This is a genomic window from Pseudomonas putida (assembly GCF_028682395.1).
Classification (GTDB): Bacteria; Pseudomonadota; Gammaproteobacteria; order Pseudomonadales; family Pseudomonadaceae; genus Aquipseudomonas; species Aquipseudomonas putida_AB.
In genome coordinates this window covers 1-24,943 of record NZ_JANHLC010000001.1, presented here as the reverse complement: position 1 = coordinate 24,943, position 24,943 = coordinate 1, and the positions used below count along the sequence as shown (strand labels likewise).

Genomic DNA, 24,943 nt, shown 5'->3' with positions numbered 1-24,943 from the left:
CATTCGGCGCACACCCAAAAATTTCTGACCAGGAGAAGTACATGCAAATCCCCGTATCAATCCCATCCGATGGCTTACAACTTGCTGGCGTGTTGCACGTGCCGGACGACGCCAAGGGGCCTCTGCCTGCCGTGGTCGTGATGCACGGTTTTGGCGGCAACAAGGATGGCGAAACCCACGTCGTCGAAGCGTTGCTGTACGAGAAACTCGGCTATGTAGTGCTGCGCTTCGATATGCGCGGTTGTGGTGAAAGCGGTGGACAGCCGGGGCGCATCATCTGCCAGGATCAGGTCGCCGATGCGCGCAATGTGGTCACATGGCTCGCTGCGCAACCTGAGGTGGCCAACGGACGTATTCTGCTCAGCGGCCAGAGCTTTGGCGCTGCCGTGGGCATTTTTGCCGGTGCGGTGGATATCCGCGTTGCCGGAGTGGTGGCGCTGGGCGGTTGGGGCGATGGCTTGCGCAAGTCTCAGGATCAGCATCCTTCGCCCGAAGCCTGGGAGCGATTTACGCAAACCATGGAAAAAGGCCTGCGTCACCGCGAACAGACTGGTGAGAGCCTGATGGTCAAGCGCTGGGACATCGTTCCGGTGCCAGAACACCTGCGCAATCATTTGCCGCCCGGTTCGATAATGGACTTCACCGCGGAAACCATGGCCAGCATTTGCAGTTTCCGGCCCAAGGATGTCATCGACCAGTTGGCGCCACGCCCACTGCTGCTGTTGCATTCGGCGAACGACAGTGTGACCCCGACTTCACAGGCTATCGAAGTTTTTCAGCACGCCGGAAAGGGCGCCGAGCTGATTCTGCTGACCGAAGTCGACCATTTCCCTTTTGCTGACGGTGGCACACGCCTGACTTCGATCTTGCAGGGATGGTTAGCGCGATACTTTCCAGTCAGCGAGTAGCCTCGTCTTGTGCATCGAAATGGCGCCGAAGCCAACTCGTTTCCAGCTAGTGGAAATGCTCAACGACCGGATGTGATCGAGGTTTATATTCGAGATTCTCGCCGCATCCTTAACTTGCGGCGCGATAACTCAGGTCAACACCGGAGCCTTGGCCTGCATTTGAAATAAAGTTGCAGTGTAACGATTCAATATTCCTGGTCGATGAATGGCAGCGGCCATGTCCTGCGCTCGGCCAAAGAAAAATGATGAAGAGTTTCAGGTTTTTCGATTCCTGCTTTGCCAACAAAAATAATTAATAGCGAAGGATGTATTTGATGAATAAGGTTTCTCCTTGCAAACGCGCCCACTCGAATATTTTGCTACTGGCTGTAGTGTTCGTATTTTGCAGTTCTGTCCACGCCTCTACTTACGAGCCAACCGGGATAAACCTGGGGGGCACCAGCTTCATGGATGGTTTCGGGCGAAACGATCCGGGTTTTACCCTGATCGAACTTTATCAATATAAAGACATTAACAAGATCAGCGATTACGGCGGCGATCAGAAGGTCATTTTCAATGACCCCAAAGTGGAAAGTCAGGCGCTGACGTCTCTTTTGTCATATACCTCTCCGTACCGGTTGTTGGGTGGGAATCTCGGCTTTGAAGCTCTGTTGCCTCTTGTCCACGTGAAGGCGACGGAAAAAGACGACAGCATGGTGCCTTTCGATTCGGACAGTGGAACACGGTTCGGCGATGTCACTTTCGGGCCTTACCTGCAGATGGATCCCGTGATACGCGATGGGCGTCCGGTATTCGTGCAGCGCTTCGCGCTTACGGCAATTGCACCGACGGGCTCATATAACGACAAGCGTGCCGCGACGGTAGGTTCGGGTTTCTGGTCGTTCAACCCTTATTGGGCGATGACTTATATGCCGACGCCCAAAGTCGAAATGTCGACCCGTCTTCATTATCTCTATAACGGCACCAACAACTCGCCTAATGCACCAGCACCCGGCATTGAAAGTTTCCAGGCTGGCGAAGCGGTATGGGCGAACTTCACCACGTCGTATGAGTTCTGGAAGCATGTGCGGGTCGGTGTTAACGGCTACTACTTCAAACAGATTTCGGACGACGAGGAGAATGGGCATCGCATCAGCGATAGTCGCACGACCAGTTTTGCCATTGGGCCAGGTGCGACATGGCAAGTAGACTCGAAAAACATTCTATTTGTTAATGCTTATAACCCGGTGACGGCGAAAAACACGATTTCCGGATTCAGTCTGGGCCTGCGCTGGATTCATGTGTTTTAAGCCTCCGTTTGTTTGAGTTGATGGGTGTAATGCTTTTCGCAAGTAAGCACTGGAGTAAGCATGAACAAATTATTTGAATCTGCGCTTTATAAGTTACTTGTCATCTACAGTTTGGGAGTGCTGGCTGCGATGTCGGTAGGCGGTGCCATTCCTGTTCTCGACTCGATTGCAGCGGAGTTTCATCCCGACGGCCCGGCCATGGTGGGCCTGATCGTGTCGCTGCCGTCGTTAATGGTTGTCCTCGGGGCCTTGGCGGTGGGGTATCTGGTGGACCGTTTTGGCGACAAGCTTGTGTTGATCATTGGCACCTTTGTCCTGGTCGCAGGTGATGTACTGGTGGTCAGCGCCGGCGACCTGACGATGCTCCTGGCGGGGCGCGTCATCAATGGGCTCGGCTATGTTCTGATGTCGGTGTCTGCGATTACGTTGCTGATCCGCGTGACCCCGGCAGTCCAGCGGCATATGGCGATTGCAGTCTGGGCGACGTTTGTCCCCATGAGCATGATTGTTCCGTTTCTAACGGCCAGCTGGGTCGCAGGCAATTGGCGCTATGAATTCATCGCGCACGGCGTCGTCGCCTTCATGGTCATTCTTATGTTGATGGCATCGATACCTTCTCGCGAGAAGCCTTCCGAGCAGCGCTCCAGGATCAGCGGTCTGGGACGTGTCATACGCTCGCCCTGGCCCTACATGCTGGGCATCTCCATCGGCGGTGACGCATTTCTGCATGTCGGCATTATTTCGACCCTTGGGCCGTACCTGCAAAAGGAATACGGCGCAGACCTGATGTTCGTCAACGGCTGCAATATCGTTGCCATGGTGTTGAACATGATCGGCTGCCTGACCTTCGGCAAGTTACTTCAGACCCGATTGTCGCCCGTCAAAGTCGGTGTATTTTCGATCCTCGCCACGGGCATTCCCGCCATTGCCATTTACAGCTTGCCCATTGGGGCTGCAGCTTCGATTGCCTGCTCGTGGTTTCTTATGTTCTTCAGCGGTGTGCTGACGGGCATGTGGTCTTTCGTGCCCAATGTTGCGCCTTCGGAGTCCAGTATCGGCGCCACCAGCGGTCTGGTTACCCAACTGACCTTACTGGGCGTGTTGCTCAGCGGGCCGATCTGTTTCGCGGTGATCAGCCACGAAGCGCCGATTTCCATGGCCGCGGTGATCGTGCTCGGGTTGCTTGCCTGTCTGGTGCGTTTGCCCATTCTGGCGCGCGGCACCGTGCCACTTTGGGCTCAGCGCACGACCGCGGTGAATGCCTCAGCGTAATGACGTTGATTGTTTAGAAGTGCCATCTGGGCCCACGACGGGGCCCAGATTTTTTGCCGGGGCCACGAGGTCCCGGTTTTTTTGAGCGACTGATGCATGGCACAGGCTACAAACATCGATAAAAAAGCCCGAGGTGCATAAGCAGCTCGGTTCTGGAGGAGGGCGTGATCTAGCGTGCGAGGATCCTGGTCATGACGTCAGCCAGTTCGGTGTACGGCTCATTGGGGGTGGACTGAGCCCTGAACGCGATGTGTCGATCAGGTCGTACCAGAAGGCATCCTCCCTCACCGATTTCACTGGTGTGAGCCCAGTCACCATAAATGTCGTCCGCTTCGGCTCCCAGGCCTATCGTCACACAGTCCAACGGAATCGACAGCGCGAGTGCCAGTTCACGCGCTGCGTCTTTCCAGGCATTGCCACTGATGCCGGTCAGCAAGGTAAAGCGTCCTTGTCCCACCAGGTCGAGGGTAGACACGTCCTTTTTATCGCGTGACAGCCAAACGTGAGGCAAGGAAGCGCCAGCGAGGGTTGTCGGTTGGTAATGGATCTCTGCGTCGAGGGCGTTTTGTGGCACTGCGCCCTCGGACATGATGGCCTCGGAACGGTAGAACTGGCCGAGTTCCACGCCCAGTGCATTGAAGTTGTAATCCTGGTTTTTCAACGTTTGATTGAGCTGTGCACGGCGCGCCTCGCTCTCGGCGTCAGTGGCGAAGGTTTTTTGCAGGCTTTCCCAGCCTTCCTGCTCCGTTTGACCAGGACGCAGTCCGACCGCTGCCACCAGTGCGAACAGGCTTTCCAGAGACTTGTTGGCCCGCAGGACGACCTGTTGGGCCACGGGTTGACGCTCTGCGTTATAGGACTCGAGCAGCGATGGGCCAGCCATGCCCTTGAGTATGAAATCCAGTTTCCAGCACAGGTTGAACGCGTCCTGGATACAGGTATTGGCCCCCAGTCCACCGGCGGGAGGGTGACGATGCGCAGCGTTGCCCGCGATCACGACGCGACCTTTGTGCATCTCTTTGGCGTAGATCTGATTGATGGTCCATTTGCCTGTGGCGATCAGGTGCACATCGAGTTTCGGATCGCCCACGTATTGACGAGCCAGTGCGGTGGCGGTGGCTTCACTGGTATCGGGCTCGCCCAAGGCCGTATCGTAGGGCATCGACATCACCCACTCATCCCAAGGGTTGACGTTGACGAAGATGGCCGTGGTCGACATGAAATGGCTGGCCGGTTGCAGAATCTGGTACAGCGCGCCAGGACGATAGCCCGTATAGGGCGTCAGATCCGCCTTGATCCAATAGTTGAGCATGTGGCCCAGGCCCATTTTGCCTTCCACTTCAAACCCGATGTCTTCGCACACCTTGCTGTTGTCACCGTCGGCGCCGACCGCGTATTTGGATACGACCTGAATGTCTTCGCCGGTGATTCGATCGCGACAGGTGGAATACACGTGCTCATTGTCCTGACGCATCGAGATCAGTTCGAGGCTGAAGCGCACCTGTGCCCCGAGTTCGCGGGCAGCCTCGCACATGATGGGTTCCATGACGTGCTGGTGGATGTTGCACAGGTCCGAAGGGCTCGCCCGTTCGTACTCCGATTTGCGCTCAGTGCCTGCCCCCCAGGCTTTACGGCGAGCGAGTTCCTGGCCGGCAAAACTGGTTGCCCACACGACCTTGCCCATTAGCTTGCCAGGCATCGCCGCGGCGATAATGCGATCTTCGATGCCCAGATCGCGAAACACTTCCATGGTCCGCTGGTTGATGATGTGTGCCCGGGGTGAGTTGGCGAGGCCGGAGTACCGGGTAATCGCCAAGACCTCCACCCCTTGTTTGGCCAGCAAGGCCGCGCAGGCCAAACCAGTAGGGCCGGCGCCGACGACGAACACATCCACATGTAAGGTCTTTGTCACTTTTGAACTCCCGTCTTCGCTGTTGTAGTTTTAGGGATGCCTGTTCACTGGGCATTGCGCTCAAGTTACCTTTTGGAAGAGGGGGATGAGTTTGGGTTTTCTGTCTGATGGACAGAGATAATGGAGCAATAAAAAAGACCTCTAAAAGGAGGTCTGTTTTATGAGGCCGATGGCCTGGGTTACATCTGAAACTGTTTGACGATGTGCTCAAGCTGCTTGCCGAGATCATTCAGTTCCGCACTTGAACTCGCCGTGTGATCGCTAGCGCTTGCGGTCCGCTGCGTTATATCGCGCACGTTCAATACGCTGCGATTGATGTCCTTGGCGACGAGCGCCTGTTGCTCGGCGGCCGTCGCAATTTGTTGATTCATCTGTTGAATGGTCGAGACGGTACGGGTTATCTGTTCCAAGGATGTTCCGGCTTGGCGGGTCAGATCCACACTGCTGGCGGCGAGGTCTCGGCTGGTTTCCAGCACGGATGCAACGTGCTCCGCGCCGTCTTGCAGGCTGATGATCAGTTCTTCGATTTCTTCCGTCGATTGCTGCGTTCGCTGCGCCAGGCTGCGCACTTCGTCGGCGACCACGGCAAAACCTCTTCCGGAATCACCTGCGCGCGCGGCTTCAATGGCGGCGTTGAGGGCGAGCAGGTTGGTTTGCATGGCCACGGAGCGGATGACATCGAGCACAGAGCCGATCCTGTCGCTTTGCTCTTTGAGCTTGTTCATCGCGGTGGTGGATTTTCCGACTTCGATGGCCTGTCGTTCGATCTGCTCGATGACTTGCCCCACAACCACTTCGCCTCCGCAGGCCTGTTGGTCGGCCGCCACTGCGGCCAGCTGAGCCTGTTGGGCGTTATGAGCGACCTCTTGCACGGTAGCGGCCATTTCATTCATCGCCGAGGCAACCTGTTCGGTTTCGTTCTTCTGCGTGTGAATGCCTGAACTGGTCTGCGTGGCGACCGTCGAGAGGCGCTCTGCGGCGTCGGTGATCTGCATCACGCTGTCGCTGATATTGCCGATCAGGTTACGCAGGTTCATGACCATCCGTTGCATGCTGTGCTGCAACTGCCCCAGCTCATCCCGGCGTTCAACCACGATGACTTGTGTCAGATCACCAGAGGCGATGCATTCGGCCAGCTTCAATGTCTGTTGGAGTGGTTTAACGATCTGTCGTGTGATGAATCCTGCGGCGAGCACGCCCAGGATCACGGCCAGAGCAAGGCTGGCGACGATCGTTTGCTGGGCGCTGTGCACATCACTGGCGCGTTTGCTGGCTTGATAGTCGATCAGGTTCTGATTGAGGGCTTCGAGTTGTGCGCTCGATTCGAAGAGTTGTTTGCCGACAGTCTCACTGGTAGCCACTTCATCGCAAAAACGCCGCAGGTGCTCGCGATACTGAGCCAGCGCTAGGGCTGTCTGTTGCAGGTTGGAGGGATTGCTCTTTGATTCTGCGAGGACTTTGCCGACTTCATTGATGATGCTGTTTATTTGCGCCAGGGCACTGCGACCTTTTTCCGGATCGTTCGTATAGTCAAAATCGTGCACTTGCAATATGAGTTGTTGAATGCTCTGAAAGAGCGGCCTGACCGATTGCAGGTTAATAACGCCCTGCTGCGCGTCACCCGAGCCACGGACAATGTCGTTGACCGCCTCATTCAATTGTTTGCCGGCCAGTCCGATGGTGTTTTCAAGAGTGCTGAATTCGCTGTCGCGATTGGCAAAACTCTCGCTGATACGTGCCAGATGAGCCCGGTAAACCTTGGCGATGAGTTGTTGCTGTGAAAGCAGTTTCCGTTCCTCCGGGGTGGTCAGCAAGGAGGCGAGGTGCAGGTGTTGTGCTTCGATCAGATCCAGCGTTTGAACGATGTCCGTGGCGGCCTGTTGGCTGTGGCGACTTTGGTAATGCGCGTACTGCGTACTCAGGGTCTTGATCAGGCTGTTGATGCTACTGATCTGACTGATCTTGTCGCTGCGCTCGATAATGCTGTGAGTGCTGTACCAGCCGGTCGCGGCAATGATCATGGTTAACAGCAGAATGATGCCGAATCCGATCGAAAGTTTGGCGTTGATCCTGATATTGCAAAAACAATCACTGAGCCATCTGAGCATGGAATCCCCCGAAGTGTCGTGCACCGGGGCACGACCCGTCTGGCATACGAATGAAAAGAAAGTGCCCGCGCCATTTCGGATCACGTGAGCGACCGTTACTGGGGCGAGGGCACTTCTCGTTTCGACTGGGCGTCAAAAATGCAGGGCAGGGCTGGCGGTCAAGACACTTGAACCACGCGGTTTTCGATATAGCCCAGATGTTCGATTTCGGCGCGCACGACGTCGCCGGGCTGAAGCAGCTTGCCGAGGGCAACGCCTACGCCCGACGGTGTGCCAGTGGCGAGAATGTCACCGGGCTCAAGCGTCATGACCGTGGAGAGGTATTCGATCTGTTGGTAGATGTCATAGATCATGTCGCCGGTGGTCATTTTCTGGCGCTCTTCACCATTGACCGTCAGGCGCATTTCCAGCGCCAGGGGATCTTCGATTTCATCGTCCGTGGTCAGCCAGGGGCCAATCGGGCCGTGGCTGTCGAACGATTTGCCCAGGGTGAAGGTGGGGGAGCGTTGCTGCCAGTCACGGGCACTGACATCGTTGGTCACCAGGTAACCCGCAATCACGGATCGGGCATCGCTAGCCTTGACGTTACGGCAACGCTGGCCGATGACGACCCCCATCTCGATTTCATAATCAAGCTGCTTGACCGCAGAGGGGAACAGGATCGGATCGTAAGGGCCTGTCAGGCAGGACACTTGTTTGTTGAACCAGAGTTGGCTGCTCGGGATCGGAATACCGGCGGCGCGGGCTTCTTCGGCGTGGGCTTTGTAGTTCAGGCCAATGGCCAGGTATTTCTGAGGATCGTTGACCGGATTCTCAAGCTGTACGGCCGACAGGGCAAACGCGGGCGAGCGGGCTGCTTCCAGGGCCGGGCGCAATTCGGGAAGGCGTCCGAGTAGTTGGCGCATCGAGTCGATCACTCCAGGAACACCGGAAAGATCAATCACCCGATCGCCTTCCAGTTTCCCGATACGCGTGCGGCCGCTTTCAGTAAAACGAACGATTTTCATAGAGTATCTGCCGTCTTGTTGTTTGTATTTGATTGAATGAGCTTTGAAATAACAGCCACTAGTCGCGCACGACCGTGAGCTGGAAACTGAGGAACTTCCATCCTGAAAGCGTGCGCCTGAGCACCTGGGTGACAAAGCCATGCATGTGTTCTTCTTTGCCATCGGCAGTGCGTATCTGATTGATGATCGGGCCTGTCAGGACGGCCATGTCATCGTTGCCACGAAGGGTCAGGGTGCCGCGCTGTATCGCGTAAAAACCGCGTTTGCGGGCGATGTGTTCCAAAAGCTCAGGCTTGGTATGCACCAGGCCGGTGCTATGAACGTGCAACAGATCGTCGTCGAAGAGTGCACTCAATGTGTCGATGTCGACATCGACCAACGCCCGTTGCCTGCGCTGTTCCAACGCCAGAATTGCGAGTTCAGTCTGCTGATTGAGCATGACGGGTTCCTTTCAATGAACTGGGCGGGGAGGCTGATCAGATCAGCCCTTCGTACGAACCGCCGTCCAGTTGCAGGTTCTGGCCCGAGATATAACTGGCCTGGCTGCTGCACAGGAACGCGCAGGCGTCGCCAAATTCTTCGGGCCGCCCGAGGCGTTTTGCCGAGATGGTTGAAGCAATCTGGCGTCGAGCCTCTTCATTGCTGACGCCTTGTTCTTTCATCAGGCGTTGGGCCATGAATTCCTGGCGTGGTGTATCGATGCGTTCAGGCAGCAGGTTGTTGATCGTCACATTGTCTTTCACGACTTCAACGCTGATTGCCTTGCTGATGGCGGTTAATGCAGTCCGGGCGGACGTGGACAAACCCATGATGTAGTGAGGCGATTTGACCATTGCCGACGTGATGTTGATGATCCGGCCAAAGCCCCGCGCCTGCATGCCGGGAATGTAGGCACGCATCAGTTGGACGGCCGGGATCATGTTGGCTTGCAAGGCGCCGAGCAGTGCTGTTTCGTCCCAGTCTGCAAGGCGACCTGGGGGAGGGCCGGCGTTGTTGTTGACCAGTATGTCGACCTCTGGTGTTGCTTCCAGAATATCGGCGCGACCCTGGGCGGTCGTCAGGTCCGCGACGACGGTCATGACCTGCGCACCGATCACTTCGGTGCGCAACAGATCAGCTGCATGCTGCAGCTTTTCTTGATTGCGGCCATTGAGGATGACCACGACGCCTTCGCGAGCCAGTGCGCGGGCGCAGGCATAACCGAGCCCTTGCGATGAAGCCGAAATGAAGGCTGTACGCCCTTTGATGCCTAAATCCATTGCTGTTTTTCCTCTGATGAAATCGAACGCACGTCGCCGCGATGGCACGTCGAATGGGTAGCGTTCGAGTAACGATGAGCCCGTCAGTGAGAGTGATCGTGACCATGAGGGTGGCTATGGTCATGATCCTGAGGATGGTCATGAGAGTGGTCATGTGCGCCGCCACGTTTGGCCATATGCGGCGAACCGTGCCGGTGTTCTTTCAGGTAGTGCTGGCGCAGCAGGTCTTTGCCGTAGTCATTACCGTTAGGGGTCCTGACCACCGTGTGGATATGAAATTTTTCCGGGGTCGGATTGTTCAGCCAGACACCGCTGTGGTGATCGAACTCCACCATGATCAGCGGGCTGTGCACCCGGTAATAGAAAGGGTCGTCGTCGCCATGGCCGCCAATCCAGCTGAAGTACGTACGCTCCAGCATTGACTCGACCTGCCGTAGGCGTGTCTCTCGCGGACCTTCCGGCAAATACTCGATGAAGGCATCGACGATCTTCAGCAATTGCTCCTGCTGGCCGGATGAAAACTGCGCGGCACAGACACCTTCGTAGGGAATGACCCGGTTATCGCGATAAGCCGCACCCAGTTGGCGCTCGTCGGCAAAGTGCCAGCGATCTTTAGACATTGCCGGGTCTTTCATCTGCTTGAAGGTGGTGGCTCGTTCGCGCAATGTCGGTGAGAGCGAGCGCATCAATTGCAGGCCGAAGCTTTCCTCATTCTGGAACAACGAAAACGCGCCATGCGGGCCCCGATCGATGTGGGCCGGTTCGGCACCCATGAACGTTGGCGAGATGATCATCTGGCCGCCGATCATCAGGCAGTTCAGGGCCAGATGATGACCGTAGAGATTCCAGCCCCAGGGTTCGGTCAGTGAAGGTGTGCCGAACAGCAGGAAGTGATAGCTCCACTCATTCATGATGTTGCGCAGATCGTAAAGCTCTCCGAGGAACAGATTGGCAATACGACACTGTTCGGTTTTCAGGTAACCCTCTGCGCTCAAACTCGCCCTGAGCACATTCATCACGGCATCACGCGAGGCGCTCGACAGGTAATCCAGGCGGACCCCGTTGGCGTTCATCGGGAATTCCGGGTTGTACCAGTCACGCCATTGAGGCGCATCAACCGGGTACTGCAGCGCCTTGCGTTCACCTGTGTTCAAACTGGCCAACAGTGCTTGAGCGGCCGCGACCGCATTGCGGGCGTCGAACCCTTCGTTGGCCAGTTGAAATAGTCCAGGTTCGACCTGGCCGTTAGCAGTCGTGCCCTTAAAGGGTTCCCGGTACAGGGTTTGCCATGTATCGATCAGCGACTTTGCCTTGGCCGAGGCAATAATGGGCTTGGCGTATTCGAACGGGTCCTTTCCACGGGCATCGACAATTCTCGGCGAGTCCAGGGCCAGCAGAAAGTCACGGAAGTTATTGCTGCTCATAGCGTATGCATTCCTCGCTACTTGTTATTGGTATGGGGCGATAACGTTAGCGAGGGCTCTCAAGTTGCCAGGCTTTCTTCCAGAAAACGGTGCAGCGCCGCCCATGCGCGCTTGTCGCTTTGCGCGTGGTAAGCGATTATCTGGGGTTTGTTCGCACGGTCCGAGTCCGGGCGGGTAAATCCGTGTCGGGTATGGCCATACAGATTGACCTCCCAGTCGACACCGGCGTTGTTCATGCTCTGTTGCAGTGATTCCAGCTTGGACAGTGCTGCCATCGGGTCTTCATAGCCAGTCAGCAGCAGGGCTTTGCGCAATGAGTGGGAAGGTGCCCACTCTTCAGAGACCAGATCGAGGCCTCCGTGAATGCTGACCGCCCCCCGGACATCGCCGACCGTACGCAAATACTCAAGTGCCGAGGCGCCACCGAAGCAATAGCCGATGATGACAACTTTGTCGCCGTCGACGCCCGGTTGTGCCGCCAGGGTTTTGCGGGCGGCTTGCAGGCGGCCCATCCACGTTTTACGGTCAGCGGCAAAGCGCCCGATCATCGGACCGATCTCGCTTTCGCTGGTCAATTGCTTCCCGTCGCCCCAGACGTCCGCGGCCAACGTGGCATATCCTGCGCTGGATAATCTGTCGGCAATGCCCTTGACGAAATCGCTGACGCCGAAGGCGTCATGTACTAGCAAGATGCCCGGAAGTGCGCCGCCTCCAGGCCGGCTGAAATAACCGCGCAAACAGGCGTCGTCGTAACTGTAATCAAGAGATTTGTTGAAGGTTGGTTCCACACACACGCTCCACTTTTATTTTCAAAAGAGGCGTAGCGCTGCCGTGTCTGGCAGCCTTACGTTTCCTGTCGTGGAGGGGAAGATAACTTGGGCCAGAGCCTTACCGGCGGCGCTTTCCGTTCTGCGGAAACGATTTGATCGCCGCGTGTTCATTCAAAAATGCTCGATCAATACACGGCGCGAAGCACGCATGGATTTCTCGATCAACAGCACCTGCTGCTTGAGCAATTCCACGATGATTTTTCGACGTGGTTCCTGCAGTCGAGAGTCGATGGTGCCGATGCTGATGGCGCCGATGGGGCGCCGCATGGAGTCGCGAAAGGTCATGCCCAATGCGGTGACACCCAGGGTCAGGCGATTTCGGATCAGTGAGTAATTCTGTATTTTGGTTTCCTGTATGGCTTGGCGCTGTTGATCAAGATTGAGGTGGTGAAACTGACCCAGGCGTGATGCTGTCGCTTCAAGGATGCGTTCGCATTCGTCGTCGGCACATGCCGCCAAAATGGCCAGTCCACCCGCACCTACTCCCAGGGGGCGCCGGCTGCCGATATCCAGCGAGATGGTGCGGGTGGAAAACGGGCCTTCGATGCGGTCGATACACACGGCGTCGTAGCCGCTGCGCATGATGAAGTACGCCGTGGCTTCACTTTCCTGGCAAAGCCGTTCCAAGGCCGGACGGCACAGGCTGCGAAAATCGAAAATCTCGGTGGCGGCAAGCCCGAGCTCATACGCGACCGGGCCCAGCAAATAGCGTCTGGACTCTTCGCTTTGAAAAGTAAGCCCGGTATCTCCTAGCTGCTTGAGCAGGCGATGCACCGTGCCATGGGGCAGTGCACTTCGGCTGGCGATATCCGTGAGTGCCAAGCCGCGTTTACCGGCGGTGGCCAGCAAACGCAAAATGGTGCTTGAGCGGTTGAGTGTTCCAATTTCTGTCTTGTTTATCGACATGGCTATGCCCGTATTTGTAATTGTTAGGCTAGTTGTGAGCGATCGTTGCGTTTCCAGGGTGTGTTTACAAATCAATCCTTCGTGGTAAACAGATGATGCAAAGCAGTGCCGCTGTTGTGGCGCAAACCAGCATCACCAGAATGAGCCCCACGGCACCCAGATACGCCAATGCGCCCGAGGCGACCGTGACCAATGCGCCTGCACCGAATTGCAGCGAACCCATGAGTGCCGAGGCCGTGCCTGCATGTTCGCCTTGTTGAATCAGTGCCAGTTGACTGCCGGTGGGCATGATCGAACCCAGTAGGGCGATCGTGATAAACAGGCCTGCACTGAGTACGACGAGGTCTTTGTGGCCGCAGATCAGATAGCCCGCCAGCAGTGTCAGCACCATGAAGTAGGCGGTGTTGAGCAGGCGGAAACTGCGTAGCGCACCGAAGCGGTGATGAATCCAGGGATTGATAAGAGCCGCGAATACCAGGCCTAGAGCGTTCAACCCGAAGAGCAGGCTGAACTGGACTGGGGTTAACCCGTATTCGGAGATGAGCACACTGGCCGAGCCGGCGATGTAGGCGAAGAAGCCTGCCTGGCCGGTACAGAGTGCGAGTGCAAAAGGCAAAAAACGGTTATCGACGAAAATTTTCGTATAGTTGCGCAGCACGTGTTTCAGGGCAGAAGTGGCTCGCAGTTGCACATTGCGTGTTTCTTCCAGCGCCAACGCGACTGCGGTCGCAACCATTACTCCATACCCGGCGAGCGCCCAGAATATGCCATGCCATGAAAAAGTCGTGAGCAGGGCGCTGCCGATCATTGGCGCGATAACAGGCGACAGCCCCAACACCGCCATGATGATGGAAATCATCTTGCCCATATGCGCCGCACGGAATGCGTCCCTGACGATCGCAAATGCGATCACCAGGCCGATGGAACCTCCCAGGCCCTGCAAGAAGCGCCACCACAAGTGCTGTTCAAAATGCTCGCTCGATGCGCAACCGACGCAGCCGAGGATAAAGACTGCAAGGCCTAAGTAGATAAGTGGCTTGCGTCCGTATTTATCCGAAAGCGGTCCGTAAACCAGCTGCCCGAGCATCAAGCCGAGAAAGTAGACCATCAGGCTGAGCTGCATGGCGCCTTCATCGACACCCAGATCGCGCGCCATATCCGGAAGGCCGGGAAGGTACATATCAACCCCGATAGGGCCAGTGGCACTGAGACCGGCAAGCACAAAGGCAGTAACGCGTGAAGAGATGGACCGCATGAAGAGATTTTCTTTAGGATGGGCGGGGATTTTAATTATGGAACCATGCAGTTTCCTAAGTCAACGGGTGAACAATGGCGCGTACTGGACGTCCTTTGGCGATGCCGGCCGAAGAAAGAAAAAAAGAAATCTATGAGGCCGTCGAACAGCTCCTGGGAGAGCACGCCTACGAAAAGGTGACGATGGCCGAGATCGCAGCCAAGGCGGGCATGTCGAAAAAAACCCTGTATGTGTACTTCGCCGACAAGAACGAGTTGATGGAATCACTGGTGGCATCGTCGTATGTCTGGCCGCAAAAAAAACTGGAAGATACTTCGCCGGACCCGGTTCTGGCCCTCAGAACCAGGATTCACGGTATCGCAGAACATGTGCTTTGCGAGCACCACCTGCGCCTGTGTCGCTTGGCGATTGGCGAGCGCGTTGGTCACGCAAGGGTTGCCGACATGTTCTATGAGATGGGTATTCGCGGCAGTCGCGAATCATTGATTCAGGCGGTTGAGCGAATTGATCGATCCAGGTGGAACCTGAACGTAAAAAGCCTGCTGTTGGTTGAAATGATTTTCGGCGCATCGATTGGCTACCATTTGATGGATGCACTGCTGACCGGGCAATTGCCTGACAGCAAACTGGTTGCCGATGCCATCGACGAAGTCATCTCATCGCTGTTTCGCACCGATACTGCGCCAGAGGCAGGCTGAATCGCTGCGGCGTATCGGACGTTGCAGCAAGTCATTTCCATCAGATGGAAACTCCCGCAAGGCAACGATAGCCTCGCGTTATCGTCACGGGTTCACCAACGGGGCTAAGTGCCTGGTTGGTCTGCGTTCTCGTTGCCTTTCGCCAGGAGTTTTCCATGAAAAAAACAATTGCTCTCGTTCTGTTGCTGATCGCCATGCCGGCCCTTGCCCATCCGGGGCACGACGGTAGCCCGTTGCAGGACGGCTTGTTGCACCCGCTGACCGGTCTGGACCACCTGTTGATGTTGTTGGGGACCGGCATGCTTGCTGCGTTGTCCCGGCGCAATCTCGTCTTGCCGGCCTTTACCCTGGCTTTGATGTTGTGCGGGGCGGTGATGGGGCATTTATTGGGTGATTTGATCGGGGTAGAGAGCATGATTCTCGGCTCGCTTCTGGTCATCTCTGCCGCGTTGCTGATGCCGCAACGCCAATCGCTGTTGGCCATGGCCATGCCGTTGTTTGCGCTGTTCCATGGCTGGGCTCACGGTGCTGAAGCCAGCCCTGATGCGTTCTGGTGGTTCAGCGTCGGGTTTACGCTAGTCAGTGGCTTGTTGCTGCTGTCGGGTTTTGTCGCGGGTGGGCTGTTGGCCAGGCACCCTCGGTTGCAGAAAGTAGTGGGTGGTGGGGTGCTGGCTGGATCGGCGATGATGATGCTGGGGTAATCATTGCATCCGAAAATTCTTTGAACACAGTGCCCGGCTTCTCGCCGGGCACTGTGCTTTTGGCGGGGCGTATTTCAAGGCAAGCGATAGGTGGCTGCTTGAGGCGCGAAGAACGGCGCGGGCATCAGGATCTTGCTTTCCTGATGTTGAATCAGCGGCATGATTTGCCGCACGTACTCAGTCCATCGCGGGTCAGCCTTGAGCAGGTTGCGGCAGTGATGCCGTTCGTTGAGATCGTTGTATCCCCACAGATGAATGATCTGATTGAGTGGCCCCAATTCAGTTGTGTAATAGCCCAGAGGTTGGAGTAAGTATTCGAGCTGGATGGGCAGGCCCGTGTCCATGTAGAGATCGAAATAGGCTTGTACCTTGCCTGGGTGAAGTCGATAGGTGCGGTGTTCGATGATCATGGTGTTTCCTTGTGGTTTATCGGAGGTTTTCACCTCTCGACAACTATGATCGCGGTTCCCGAAGCGCCGAAGTGCTGGATGTCTGCCTGATGGAAATGGCTTGTTCATCACGCGTGACAGGTCTGAAAAACAGCCCCGGACAGGGTCGTTTCCGGCAGATGGAAAACGCATATCTGTTATCCCGATTGTTTCGTAAGTTAGTGATCAACCGCACCCAGCAGTGTGTGACCACCGTAACTTTAGACTACCGGAATGCATGTATGAAACTGGCTTCGCTCAAAACTGAAACCCGTGATGGTGCGCTGATTGTTGTATCCCGTGACCTGTCTCGCGCTGTCAGTGCCATTGATGTTGCGCCCACGCTGCAATGGGCAGTGGAGAACTGGAATGCCGTCAAACCTCAGCTGCAACAACTCTCCGATGCATTGAACGCTGGCGACGTGGCCGGCAGTTTTGTATTCGATGAATCCGAGGTTGCTTCGCCGCTGCCAAGGGCCTTCCAATGGCTGGACGGCAGCGCTTACCTGAGCCACGTGGAGCTGGTGCGCAAGGCACGCGGTGCTGAGATGCCCGACTCGTTTTTGCAGGAGCCTCTGATGTATCAAGGCAGCTCCGACTACTTCACCGGCCCGCAGGACCCGGTGATCGTCGCCAGTGAAGATTGGGGTGTGGACCTCGAAGCCGAGGTTGCGATCATTACCGATGACGTACCCATGCTGTGCTCTCCCGAGGAAGCCAAGCAGCACATCAAACTGGTGATGCTGGTCAATGACACTTCGCTTCGCCACATCATCCCTGCGGAATTGAACAAGGGCTTTGGCTTCCTTAACGGCAAAGGGGTCACCGCCTTTTCGCCGGTGGCCGTTACGCCCGATGAGCTGGCCGGGAACTGGGATGGCGCCAAGATCGATTTGCCGCTGACCGTGCATGTCAACAACGAAAAGCTGGGATCGCCGCTGGCGGGCGTCGATAACTACTTCGACTTCTCCAGGCTGATTGCCCATGCCACCAAAACCCGCACGCTGACCGCGGGCACCATCATCGGTTCGGGCACGGTTTCCAACCACGACCGTAGCCAGGGCTTCTGCTGTCTCTCTGAAAAACGCGCACTTGAAGTAGTCAATGAAGGGAAGGCCAAAACCCCATTCTTCAAGTTCGGCGATCGCGTGCGGGTAGAGATGTTCGACGCGTTCGGTCACTCGATTTTCGGTGCCATCGATCAAGAGATCCAGGCACTCAAGCGCTAGAACATGGCGGCTGCCGGTTCGTACAGAGCCGGCAACTCACTGCAACCTTTTGATCAACGTGGAACAAAAATGACAAACTCCACTTCCTCACAACCCTTGAGTTACATGAGCGGCTTCGGCAATCAATTTGCTACCGAAGCGCTGGAAGGCGCCTTACCCAAGGGGCGCAACTCGCCGCAGAATGCCCCTCATGGGCTGTATGCCGAATTGATTTCCGGCTCTGCCTTCACGGTCGCGCGCGCGGAAAATCGGCGTACCTGGGTCTATCGATTGCTGCCTTCGGCGGTGCACGGTGCGTTTGAACCGGTGGCCCACGCAACCTGGGAATCGGCGCCGTTCAAGGCAGTAGCCACACCGGCCAATCGTTTTCGCTGGGACCCTTGGCCTGAACCGGCTGCCGGGACCGATTTTATCGGCGGTATCACCACTGTCGGCGGTAACGGTGATGTCGATGAGCAGTCGGGCATCGTCGCGCACGTTTATCGCGCCAATGCCTCCATGCACGATCGCTATTTTTTCAACGCCGATGGCGAAATGCTGATCGTGCCGCAACACGGTCAATTGTTGATTCACACCGAGATGGGTGCCCTGCAGGCAGGTCCCGGCGAAATTGCGCTGATCCCTCGCGGCATCCACTTCCGCGTGGAACTGCCGGATGGAAGGGCCGCGGGTTACATCTGTGAGAATTACGGTTCGCCTTTCCGCTTGCCCGAGTTGGGGCCTATCGGCTCGAACGGCCTGGCCAATCCTCGGGATTTTCTCGTCCCGGTTGCGGCCTATGAATCGGGTGATCGCAATGTGCGTGTCGTGCGTAAATTTCTCGGGCAGTTCTGGCAGGCCAAGCAAACCTATTCGCCGCTGAACGTCGTTGCATGGCATGGCAATCTGGCGCCCTGCAAATACGACCTGGCCAACTTCATGGTCATCGGCAGTATCTCCTTTGATCACCCGGATCCCTCGATTTACACGGTGTTGACCGCGCCTTCGGTGCATCCCGGCGTCGCCGATTGCGATTTCGTAGTGTTCCCGCCGCGCTGGCTGGTCGCCGAGGATACGTTCCGTCCACCTTGGTTCCATCGCAATGTCATGAGCGAATTGATGGGCCTGATCAAGGGCATCTACGACGCCAAGGCCGAAGGCTTCGTGCCCGGTGGTGTGAGCCTGCACAACTGCATGCTGCCCCATGGTCCTGATGTGGCCACCTTCGAGAAGGCCAGCACGGCCGAACTGGCGCCACACAAGGTGGATAACACCATGGCGTTCATGTTCGAAAGCCGCCGAGTGTTTCGACTGACTCGACAAGCGCTTGATGCCGGCCACCGCCAGGCCGATTACGACGGTGTCTGGGATGGCTTCCAGAGCCCGGAAATCCAGCTTTCACGTTAACGATTTACGTGTCTTGAACAAGAAGAAAACGACCATGCAGACATTCGACGCAATCATCTCGGGGTACGGCCCTACCGGTGCCACGCTTGCCAACCTACTCGGCACGATGGGTATGCGCGTAGCCGTCATCGAACGCGAAAAAAGCATTTTCGACAAACCTCGGGCCATCACTGCTGATCATGAGGCGACCCGCGCTTTCCAGGCGGCAGGCCTGGCAGACGAGGTCATGAAGGGCACCTGTGCTCATCCGGGAACCGATTTCGTTGGTGTGCAAGGGCAGGTCATCAAGCGCTTTTACCCGATGCCGGCACCGGGCCCACTGGGCTGGGAACCCACCTACATGTTCTATCAGCCGGCGCTTGAGGCCACGCTGCGTGAAGGTGTTGAGCGCTTCAGTGACGTCGAAGTGTTCCTTAGACACAGCTTGGTCGAGTATCGCCAATCCGAACATAGTGTCGAAGTCGATATGGTCGATGGCGAGGGCCATCAAAAGACACTGAGGGGGCGTTACTTGCTGGCCTGTGATGGGGCGCGCAGTGTCGTGCGCACTCAAATGGGCGCGAGCATCCACGATCTGGACTTTGACGAGTGGTGGGTCGTGGTCGACGCGCAACTACTCGACGATATCGAACTGCCTGAACGTTGCGTGCAGTACTGCCGACCGTCACGTCCGGGAACCTACATCGTCGGACCGGACAAACTGCGGCGCTGGGAAATCAAGGTGCTGCCTGGTGAATCGCCGGAGTCCTTCAACGATCCCGCGCACCTGGACGAGGTGCTTTCCACCTTCGTCGATACGCGCTCGGTGCACGTGCAACGTGTGGCGATCTATCGTTTCCATGCGGTGGTGGCCGAGCAATGGCGCGAAGGTCGCGTCTTTCTACTCGGCGATGCCGCGCACCAAATGCCTCCCTTCATGGGGCAAGGTCTGTGTGCTGGCGTTCGTGATGCCTATAACCTGGCCTGGAAACTTGATGTGGTGTCCAGGGGCCTGGCTGATCCGGCGCTGCTGGACACCTATACGGCGGAACGACGACCCCACGTACAGCAGGTGGTCGCAACGGCCAAGTCCTTCGGGTTGATTATCGGCGAACTGGATGTCGATGCTGCGCGCTTGCGCGATGAGCGCCTGCAAGCTGAATTGACCTCGGGCGCCGCGCAAACGGTCCGGCAGTCTTTCATTCCAGGACTGAGTGCAGGCCTTTTGAACTTAGATGATGAAGGCGGCTTGGGCGCTGGAGCGGGTCAATTGTTCCCTCAACCATGGGTCAGCGGACCGTCACAGCCGCGGGCACGTCTGGACGATGTTACCCGAGGGCAGTTCTATCTGGTGTGCCGTGACGCTCGTCTCGTAAAACAAGTCAGTTCGCTGTTTGCTGATAGCGCCTGTCTGTCTACCAGCGAGGTGGTGTGTCTCGATTGCAGGCGTGATTCCGGTGACGAGAATGAGGCTGTTTATTGTTCGGAAGAGGGCGCTTTCATCACGCATTGGCTCGAGCAATTCGATGCAGTTGCAGTCCTTGTGCGACCTGATGGTGTTGCCTTCGGTGTAGCCCGTGATTCCTCAGAGCTGGAAGGCTTGATCGTCAACGCCGATCAGCAGATGGGAAGTTTCACTTTCTTACGTGAAGCAACTTGCTAATTCGTTGAAGTTCTCATGCGTAGCGCTTTGGGCGATTTTTCTGCGCGTGTTGCCTGTGGCGTTTGAACAATAAAAAGCGATCGAAAGGACAATAAAAATGAAAGCCTTGTCGAAACATGCTGGACACCTTGCGCGCTTGATAAGCGCATTTGCATTAGCTGTTTTTACCTTCACAGTTCAAGCCTCCAGTTGCGCGTACTACGGACTTCCCCATACAGCAGGCGGTGCCTGGCGAAGGGATCGAATAAATGTGTCGCCCAGGAAGGCTCATGTGCCTGTGACCGGGAATGTCCGGACTCAATATGAATGTTCGCTGGATTCATTTGTTTGATCTTTCCAATAGTTACTGAGTTGAAATCGATGCTCGAAGTATGAGTACCGTATTAACCCTGGAGTCTTGAATGAGCATTTTTTTTGGGTCGGTTGTTTTTCGTGTCGCCATAATTTATAGCCTTGGAGTATTGGCGGCTATGACTGTGGGCGGGGCAGTACCACAGCTTGATGCGATTGCAGGTGAGTTCCGTCCCGATAGCCCATCGGTGATCGGCCTGGTGATGTCGTTGCCCTCGGTAATGGTGGTGGTCGGCGCCTTGCTGGTGGGCTATCTGGTGGATCGCTTCGGCGACAAACTGGTGCTGCTGATCGGTAGCGTCGCTTTGGTTATCGGGGATGTGGTGGTTGTGGCTGCACCCACGCTGCAAACCTTGTTGGTAGGGCGCGGTATTTCCGGCGTCGGCTATGTGCTGATGGCGGTCTCGGCGATTACGTTGTTGATTCGTGTCACTCATGAAAAGCAGCGCCACATGGCTATCGCGGTCTGGGCGACCTTCGTTCCCGTCAGCTTCATCATTCCCTTTCTGACCGCCGGTTGGGTCGTGAGCGCGGGCAGTTGGCGCTTTGCCTTTTGGGGACACGCTGTCGTTACCATCGCCATTGCCCTGATTGCGTATGTAGCGGTTCCGGCGCGTGTGAAAGTGTCGGAGCAGCCTTCGCGCACCACTGGCTTACAGTTGGTCCTGCGCTCGCCATGGCCTTACCTGTTGGGGATTTCCATCGGCGGTGATGCGTTTTTGCATGTCGGTGTGATTGCGACTCTCGCGCCTTACCTGCAAAGCCACTACGGCGCCGACCCGCTGGTAATCAACTCCTGGAATATCGGTGCGATGGTGCTCAATGCTTTGGGTTGCCTGCTATTTGGCAAGCTGCTCAATCAAGGCTTCTCCCCGATCAAGGTCGGCGTCATTGCCATCATCGCCACGGGTGTCCCGGCTTTTGCCATTTACGCCTTGCCCATCGGCGTTGCCGGTTCCATTGCCTGTTCGTGGTTGCTGATGTTCTTCAGCGGCGTGCTGACTGGCATGTGGTCGTTCGTGCCCAATGTTTCGCCATCGGCGGGGAGCATCGGTGCAACCAGCGGCTTGGTAACGCAGCTGACCTTGCTGGGGGTATTGCTCAGTGGTCCCGTCTGTTTTGCCGCAATGAGCGGTGACCTGCCGATTTCCATGCAAGGGGTGATTGTCATTGCACTCCTGGCATGCGTTGCCCGGCTCCCAATCCTGGCCCGGGGCATCGTTCCCAAATGGTCCGATGGCGCCAGTGTGGCGGTCGTCGGGCACTGAGTCAGCATCGTTGATTCACCCGGGTCTCTACGTTGCCAGGCGCATCCTGATGTACTGGCCCGAAAACAAGAAAAGTATTGAGGTTGATCTGTTCAACCTCACCATCTGCTGGAGAGAAGTGATGTTGAATATCGCGATTATTGGTGCGGGTATCGGCGGTTTGATGACCGCATTGCGCTTGCACGAGCAAGGTTTCAAACCGCGTGTCTATGAAGCAGCTCCTGAACTGCGGCCATTGGGCGTAGGTATCGTCACCCAGCCTTACGGCACACGTGAAATAACCGAGGTCGGACTGCTCGACGAGCTCAACGCGCGCTCGGTCGACGCCGTAGAGTCCTCCTACTTCAACCAGTATGGCCAGGAGATTTACACCGAGCAGTGCGGCGTGCACATGGGGTATCCCCATGGCCAGCGCTTCGTGCACCGTGGCATCTTGCAGATGATTCTGTACAAGGCAGTCATCGAACGTCTGGGGGCGGAATCGGTCGTCATGGGCGTGCGTTGTACAGGCTTTGAGCAAGACGATTCGGGCGTGACCATCAAGTTTGCATCCACCACCAATGACGCGATGAGCCTGCCCATCGAAATCCGTGCGGACATCGCCATTGCCGGTGATGGGATCAAATCCGCCATTCGCAATCAGCTGTTTCCCGAGAAGACCGAGCCCCATTACTCCGGCATCACCCTGTGGCGCGGCGTGACCTTGATGAAGCCGTTCAAGGAAGGCGGCACCATTTTGCACATTGGTGCGCCGAGCAAGGGCAGTCTGATCGTCTACCCGATTCTGGACAACGCCGATGACAGCGGTCTGACGCTGGTCAATTGGGTGGTTGAGCAAAATGGTCGTCCGGAAAGCATGGAGGACTGGAACCAGGAAGCGGACATCGCCGAAATCGCGCATATGTTCGATGAGTGCGAGCTGGACTTTATCAACGTCGGCGAGATGCTGCGTAATGCGCGTGAGGTCTACCTGTTCCCGCTGGTGGACCATGATCCATTGCCGCAGTGGTCGTTCGGTCGAGTGACGCTGATGGGCGATGCTGCCCATGCCATGTACCCGCGTGGCGGTAACGGCGCCTGCCAGGCGCTGGTCGATGCGAGGGTTATTGCCGAAGCGCTGGCCACGATTGCCGATCCGGTTGAAGCGTTGAAGCACTATGAAGCCCAGCGCCGCGAGATCGCCAATCGCATTGTGATGGCCAACCGTGGCGATGGGCCTGAGGTCGTGCGTCGCATCGTCGAGGAGCGCACTGGGGGCCAGCGTTTCGAGGACATCGAGCAGGTCCTGCCGTTTGCCGAAGCCGACGCTATCTTCAATGAATATCACCGCATGGCGGGTATGAAGCGGCCAAATGAAGACACGGAAGAAAGGAAGGATTTCGCTTCCGCTTTTTCACACAGCGCATAAGGCCGCCATAAACAGCGCCGACGCTTAGAAGTGCTGATGGGGGCTAGGATAGAGGAGGAGACTTTACGGGTCGGGCCGCAGTCTCAACCCTCCACTGTTCTGGCCATCCCTTGCAATCGGTCAGCGGCCGATGTTTGTGAGTGATGGTTAATCGTTAGACCGTGCCAACTATTTCAAGTAATGACCCAATGATCGAATTCAAAAATGTCAGTGCGTTTCAACATCAAACTCAGGTGTTGGAACGTTTTTCCTTAACGATTGAAACGGGTGAGCGGGTCGCGATATTAGGACCGAACGGGGCGGGTAAAAGTACCTTGTTGAAACTCATTGGCCGGGAAATCTATCCCGTGGAGGAGGAGGGCAGTTTTTTCAAGTTGTTTGGAAGTGAAAGAATCACGCTCTGGGAGCTGCGTGAAAGAATTGGTTTCATGTCCCAGGAGTTTCAGGAGGACTACACCCCGTTCACTCAAGCGTTGGATGTTGTGGTCTCGGGCTTCTTTGGTTCAATTGGTTGTCACGACCGTTTTATTCCGTCACCCGAGCAGTACGCTCAGGCCCTGGACATGCTGGAGGTGGTCGGGTTGTCGGATTGCCAATATCTGATGTTCCAGCGTCTCTCTGCCGGGCAGCAGCGACGCTTGATACTGGCGAGGGCGTTCATACATCACCCTGAGTTACTGATCTTCGACGAGCCGACAAATCACCTCGATGTGGGTGCTAGCAGAACAGTGCTCAACCTGATGCGTGATTTCTGTCGCGCGACTCGAGGCGTCATCGTGACCACTCATGATGTTAACGAAATAGTCCCGGAAATAGACCGGGTCATTCTGCTTCAACAGGGTCGTATTCTGGTTGATGGTCCCAAGGACGAGGTCTTGAGTCGGGAGAACCTTTCGCGGCTTTATCAAGTCGATCTGCGAGTTGAAAAGGAACGGGGTTGGTATCACCTTCGATATGCATGAGGTTTGCAGCGAGCCCTAGAACATTGAGTTAAATGTACTTCAAAACTTTACTCTGCCTTACAAACTCTTTACACCCTTAAACGATATCATCAGCGTCCTCCTGTCATCGAATAACTACCCGCGTGAACAGTCTTTTCAGCCCGTTTTATCAGGCTCGAAGAACGCGCAGCCATGGATGCTCTTCCTTTGAAAAACTTGATCAATCGTTATGCAACACCTCTCACTACAGGCTTTTTCCTGGTTTCCCTGATTTCCGGCGTGGCTTTGTTTTTTCACTGGGCACCTGGACTTTTTCACGGCATGCATGAATGGCTCAGTATGGTGTTACTTGTTCCATTCGCCTTGCACCTTTGGAAAAACTGGGGCCCGATGGTGGGGTACATCAATCGCAAGACACTCTTTGTGCCCCTGCTGCTTTCGGTACTGATAGCGATCCCTTTTGCTGTCTCAAGTACTGGAGGCAAGCAAGGCGGGAACCCTGCATTTGCAGCGGTGCAATTAGTGAGCAAGGCGCCTTTGGTCGACAGCGCGGCTTTGTTCAATAACACACCGGATGAGCTGGTAGCGAGACTGCGTCAGCGCGGGCTTGCGGTGACGTCCTTCGGCGATAACCTCAACCAGATTGCGCAGTCTGCAAAAATGCAGCCTGCGCAATTGATTGCCGAACTGATGAATGATCGCAAGTAACGATCTTGCATAC

The 24,943-nt window shown here is 56.2% G+C and carries 22 protein-coding genes and 1 pseudogene; 12 read left to right on the top strand and 11 right to left on the bottom strand.

What is annotated here, in order from left to right; all coding sequences use genetic code 11:
- Window positions 1–41: 41 nt before the first annotated feature.
- The 3 genes from NPS46_RS00110 to NPS46_RS00100 all read left to right on the top strand — a co-directional run bounded on the left by NPS46_RS00110 (window position 42) and on the right by NPS46_RS00100 (window position 3,469).
- The gene (locus NPS46_RS00110; RefSeq protein WP_274104374.1) at window positions 42–908 is read left to right on the top strand and encodes an alpha/beta hydrolase; all 867 of its coding nucleotides are present in this window, start codon (window positions 42–44) and stop codon (window positions 906–908) included.
- A gap of 314 nt (window positions 909–1,222) precedes the next feature.
- Window positions 1,223–2,197 carry a SphA family protein gene (locus tag NPS46_RS00105; protein ID WP_274104373.1) on the top strand — a complete coding sequence of 325 codons (975 nt, stop codon included), beginning with the start codon at window positions 1,223–1,225 and terminating at the stop codon, window positions 2,195–2,197.
- A gap of 60 nt (window positions 2,198–2,257) precedes the next feature.
- Window positions 2,258–3,469: an MFS transporter gene (locus NPS46_RS00100; RefSeq protein WP_274104372.1), complete on the top strand. Its 1,212-nt coding sequence runs from the start codon at window positions 2,258–2,260 to the stop codon at window positions 3,467–3,469.
- A 169-nt stretch (window positions 3,470–3,638) separates the two neighbouring features.
- On the opposite strand, the gene NPS46_RS00095 is transcribed toward NPS46_RS00100, so the two are convergent.
- From NPS46_RS00095 to NPS46_RS00055, 10 genes and pseudogenes are all read right to left on the bottom strand, one after another.
- The gene (locus NPS46_RS00095; RefSeq protein ID WP_274104371.1) at window positions 3,639–5,381 is read right to left on the bottom strand and encodes an FAD-dependent monooxygenase; all 1,743 of its coding nucleotides are present in this window, start codon (window positions 5,379–5,381) and stop codon (window positions 3,639–3,641) included.
- Between the two features lie 179 nt (window positions 5,382–5,560).
- On the bottom strand, window positions 5,561–6,274 hold the full coding sequence (locus NPS46_RS25210; RefSeq protein ID WP_374048382.1) for a methyl-accepting chemotaxis protein: 714 nt from the start codon (window positions 6,272–6,274) through the stop codon (window positions 5,561–5,563).
- A 144-nt stretch (window positions 6,275–6,418) separates the two neighbouring features.
- Window positions 6,419–7,402: pseudogene (locus NPS46_RS25205) on the bottom strand (methyl-accepting chemotaxis protein); the annotation flags it as partial.
- A 245-nt stretch (window positions 7,403–7,647) separates the two neighbouring features.
- Window positions 7,648–8,496 (bottom strand): fumarylacetoacetate hydrolase family protein, encoded by an 849-nt coding sequence (locus NPS46_RS00085; protein ID WP_274104369.1) that lies wholly within the window; start codon window positions 8,494–8,496, stop codon window positions 7,648–7,650.
- A 58-nt stretch (window positions 8,497–8,554) separates the two neighbouring features.
- Window positions 8,555–8,935: a nuclear transport factor 2 family protein gene (locus NPS46_RS00080; RefSeq protein WP_274104368.1), complete on the bottom strand. Its 381-nt coding sequence runs from the start codon at window positions 8,933–8,935 to the stop codon at window positions 8,555–8,557.
- A 37-nt stretch (window positions 8,936–8,972) separates the two neighbouring features.
- The gene (locus NPS46_RS00075) at window positions 8,973–9,755 is read right to left on the bottom strand and encodes an SDR family oxidoreductase (RefSeq protein WP_274104367.1); all 783 of its coding nucleotides are present in this window, start codon (window positions 9,753–9,755) and stop codon (window positions 8,973–8,975) included.
- 83 nt (window positions 9,756–9,838) lie between these two features.
- On the bottom strand, window positions 9,839–11,179 hold the full coding sequence (locus tag NPS46_RS00070) for a DUF3500 domain-containing protein (RefSeq protein WP_274104366.1): 1,341 nt from the start codon (window positions 11,177–11,179) through the stop codon (window positions 9,839–9,841).
- A 59-nt stretch (window positions 11,180–11,238) separates the two neighbouring features.
- Window positions 11,239–11,967 carry a dienelactone hydrolase family protein gene (locus tag NPS46_RS00065; protein WP_274104365.1) on the bottom strand — a complete coding sequence of 243 codons (729 nt, stop codon included), beginning with the start codon at window positions 11,965–11,967 and terminating at the stop codon, window positions 11,239–11,241.
- 153 nt (window positions 11,968–12,120) lie between these two features.
- Window positions 12,121–12,915, bottom strand: a complete 795-nt coding sequence (locus NPS46_RS00060) for an IclR family transcriptional regulator (RefSeq protein WP_274104364.1) — start codon at window positions 12,913–12,915, stop codon at window positions 12,121–12,123.
- 64 nt (window positions 12,916–12,979) lie between these two features.
- Entirely contained in the window at window positions 12,980–14,170 is a 1,191-nt protein-coding gene (locus NPS46_RS00055; RefSeq protein ID WP_274104363.1) for a multidrug effflux MFS transporter, read from the bottom strand.
- 101 nt (window positions 14,171–14,271) lie between these two features.
- Here NPS46_RS00055 and NPS46_RS00050 point away from each other — a divergent pair, with 101 nt between their 5' ends.
- Both NPS46_RS00050 and NPS46_RS00045 read left to right on the top strand, forming a co-directional pair.
- Window positions 14,272–14,868 (top strand): TetR/AcrR family transcriptional regulator, encoded by a 597-nt coding sequence (locus NPS46_RS00050; protein WP_274104362.1) that lies wholly within the window; start codon window positions 14,272–14,274, stop codon window positions 14,866–14,868.
- Between the two features lie 155 nt (window positions 14,869–15,023).
- A complete protein-coding gene (locus NPS46_RS00045) occupies window positions 15,024–15,569 on the top strand; it encodes a HupE/UreJ family protein (RefSeq protein WP_274104361.1) in 546 nt (181 codons plus the stop codon).
- A gap of 74 nt (window positions 15,570–15,643) precedes the next feature.
- Here NPS46_RS00045 and NPS46_RS00040 read toward each other — a convergent pair whose 3' ends face one another.
- Window positions 15,644–15,979 (bottom strand): NIPSNAP family protein, encoded by a 336-nt coding sequence (locus NPS46_RS00040; RefSeq protein ID WP_274104360.1) that lies wholly within the window; start codon window positions 15,977–15,979, stop codon window positions 15,644–15,646.
- Window positions 15,980–16,239: 260 nt separating this feature from the next.
- On the opposite strand from NPS46_RS00040, the gene NPS46_RS00035 reads away from it, so the two are divergent.
- From NPS46_RS00035 to NPS46_RS00005, 7 genes are all read left to right on the top strand, one after another.
- Window positions 16,240–17,226, top strand: coding sequence for a fumarylacetoacetate hydrolase family protein (locus tag NPS46_RS00035; RefSeq protein ID WP_274105365.1), 987 nt, complete (start codon window positions 16,240–16,242; stop codon window positions 17,224–17,226).
- A 69-nt stretch (window positions 17,227–17,295) separates the two neighbouring features.
- Window positions 17,296–18,612, top strand: a complete 1,317-nt coding sequence (gene hmgA / locus NPS46_RS00030) for a homogentisate 1,2-dioxygenase (RefSeq protein ID WP_274105364.1) — start codon at window positions 17,296–17,298, stop codon at window positions 18,610–18,612.
- Window positions 18,613–18,625: 13 nt separating this feature from the next.
- Window positions 18,626–20,254, top strand: coding sequence for a bifunctional 3-(3-hydroxy-phenyl)propionate/3-hydroxycinnamic acid hydroxylase (locus NPS46_RS00025; RefSeq protein WP_274104359.1), 1,629 nt, complete (start codon window positions 18,626–18,628; stop codon window positions 20,252–20,254).
- 401 nt (window positions 20,255–20,655) lie between these two features.
- A complete protein-coding gene (locus NPS46_RS00020) occupies window positions 20,656–21,873 on the top strand; it encodes an MFS transporter (protein ID WP_274104358.1) in 1,218 nt (405 codons plus the stop codon).
- A gap of 49 nt (window positions 21,874–21,922) precedes the next feature.
- Window positions 21,923–23,281, top strand: a complete 1,359-nt coding sequence (locus tag NPS46_RS00015; RefSeq protein ID WP_274104357.1) for an FAD-dependent monooxygenase — start codon at window positions 21,923–21,925, stop codon at window positions 23,279–23,281.
- 188 nt (window positions 23,282–23,469) lie between these two features.
- Complete coding sequence (locus NPS46_RS00010; protein ID WP_274104356.1) at window positions 23,470–24,243, top strand: ABC transporter ATP-binding protein; 774 nt, start codon at window positions 23,470–23,472, stop codon at window positions 24,241–24,243.
- Window positions 24,244–24,414: 171 nt separating this feature from the next.
- Window positions 24,415–24,930 carry a DUF4405 domain-containing protein gene (locus NPS46_RS00005; protein WP_274104355.1) on the top strand — a complete coding sequence of 172 codons (516 nt, stop codon included), beginning with the start codon at window positions 24,415–24,417 and terminating at the stop codon, window positions 24,928–24,930.
- The last annotated feature ends 13 nt before the right edge of the window (window positions 24,931–24,943 follow it).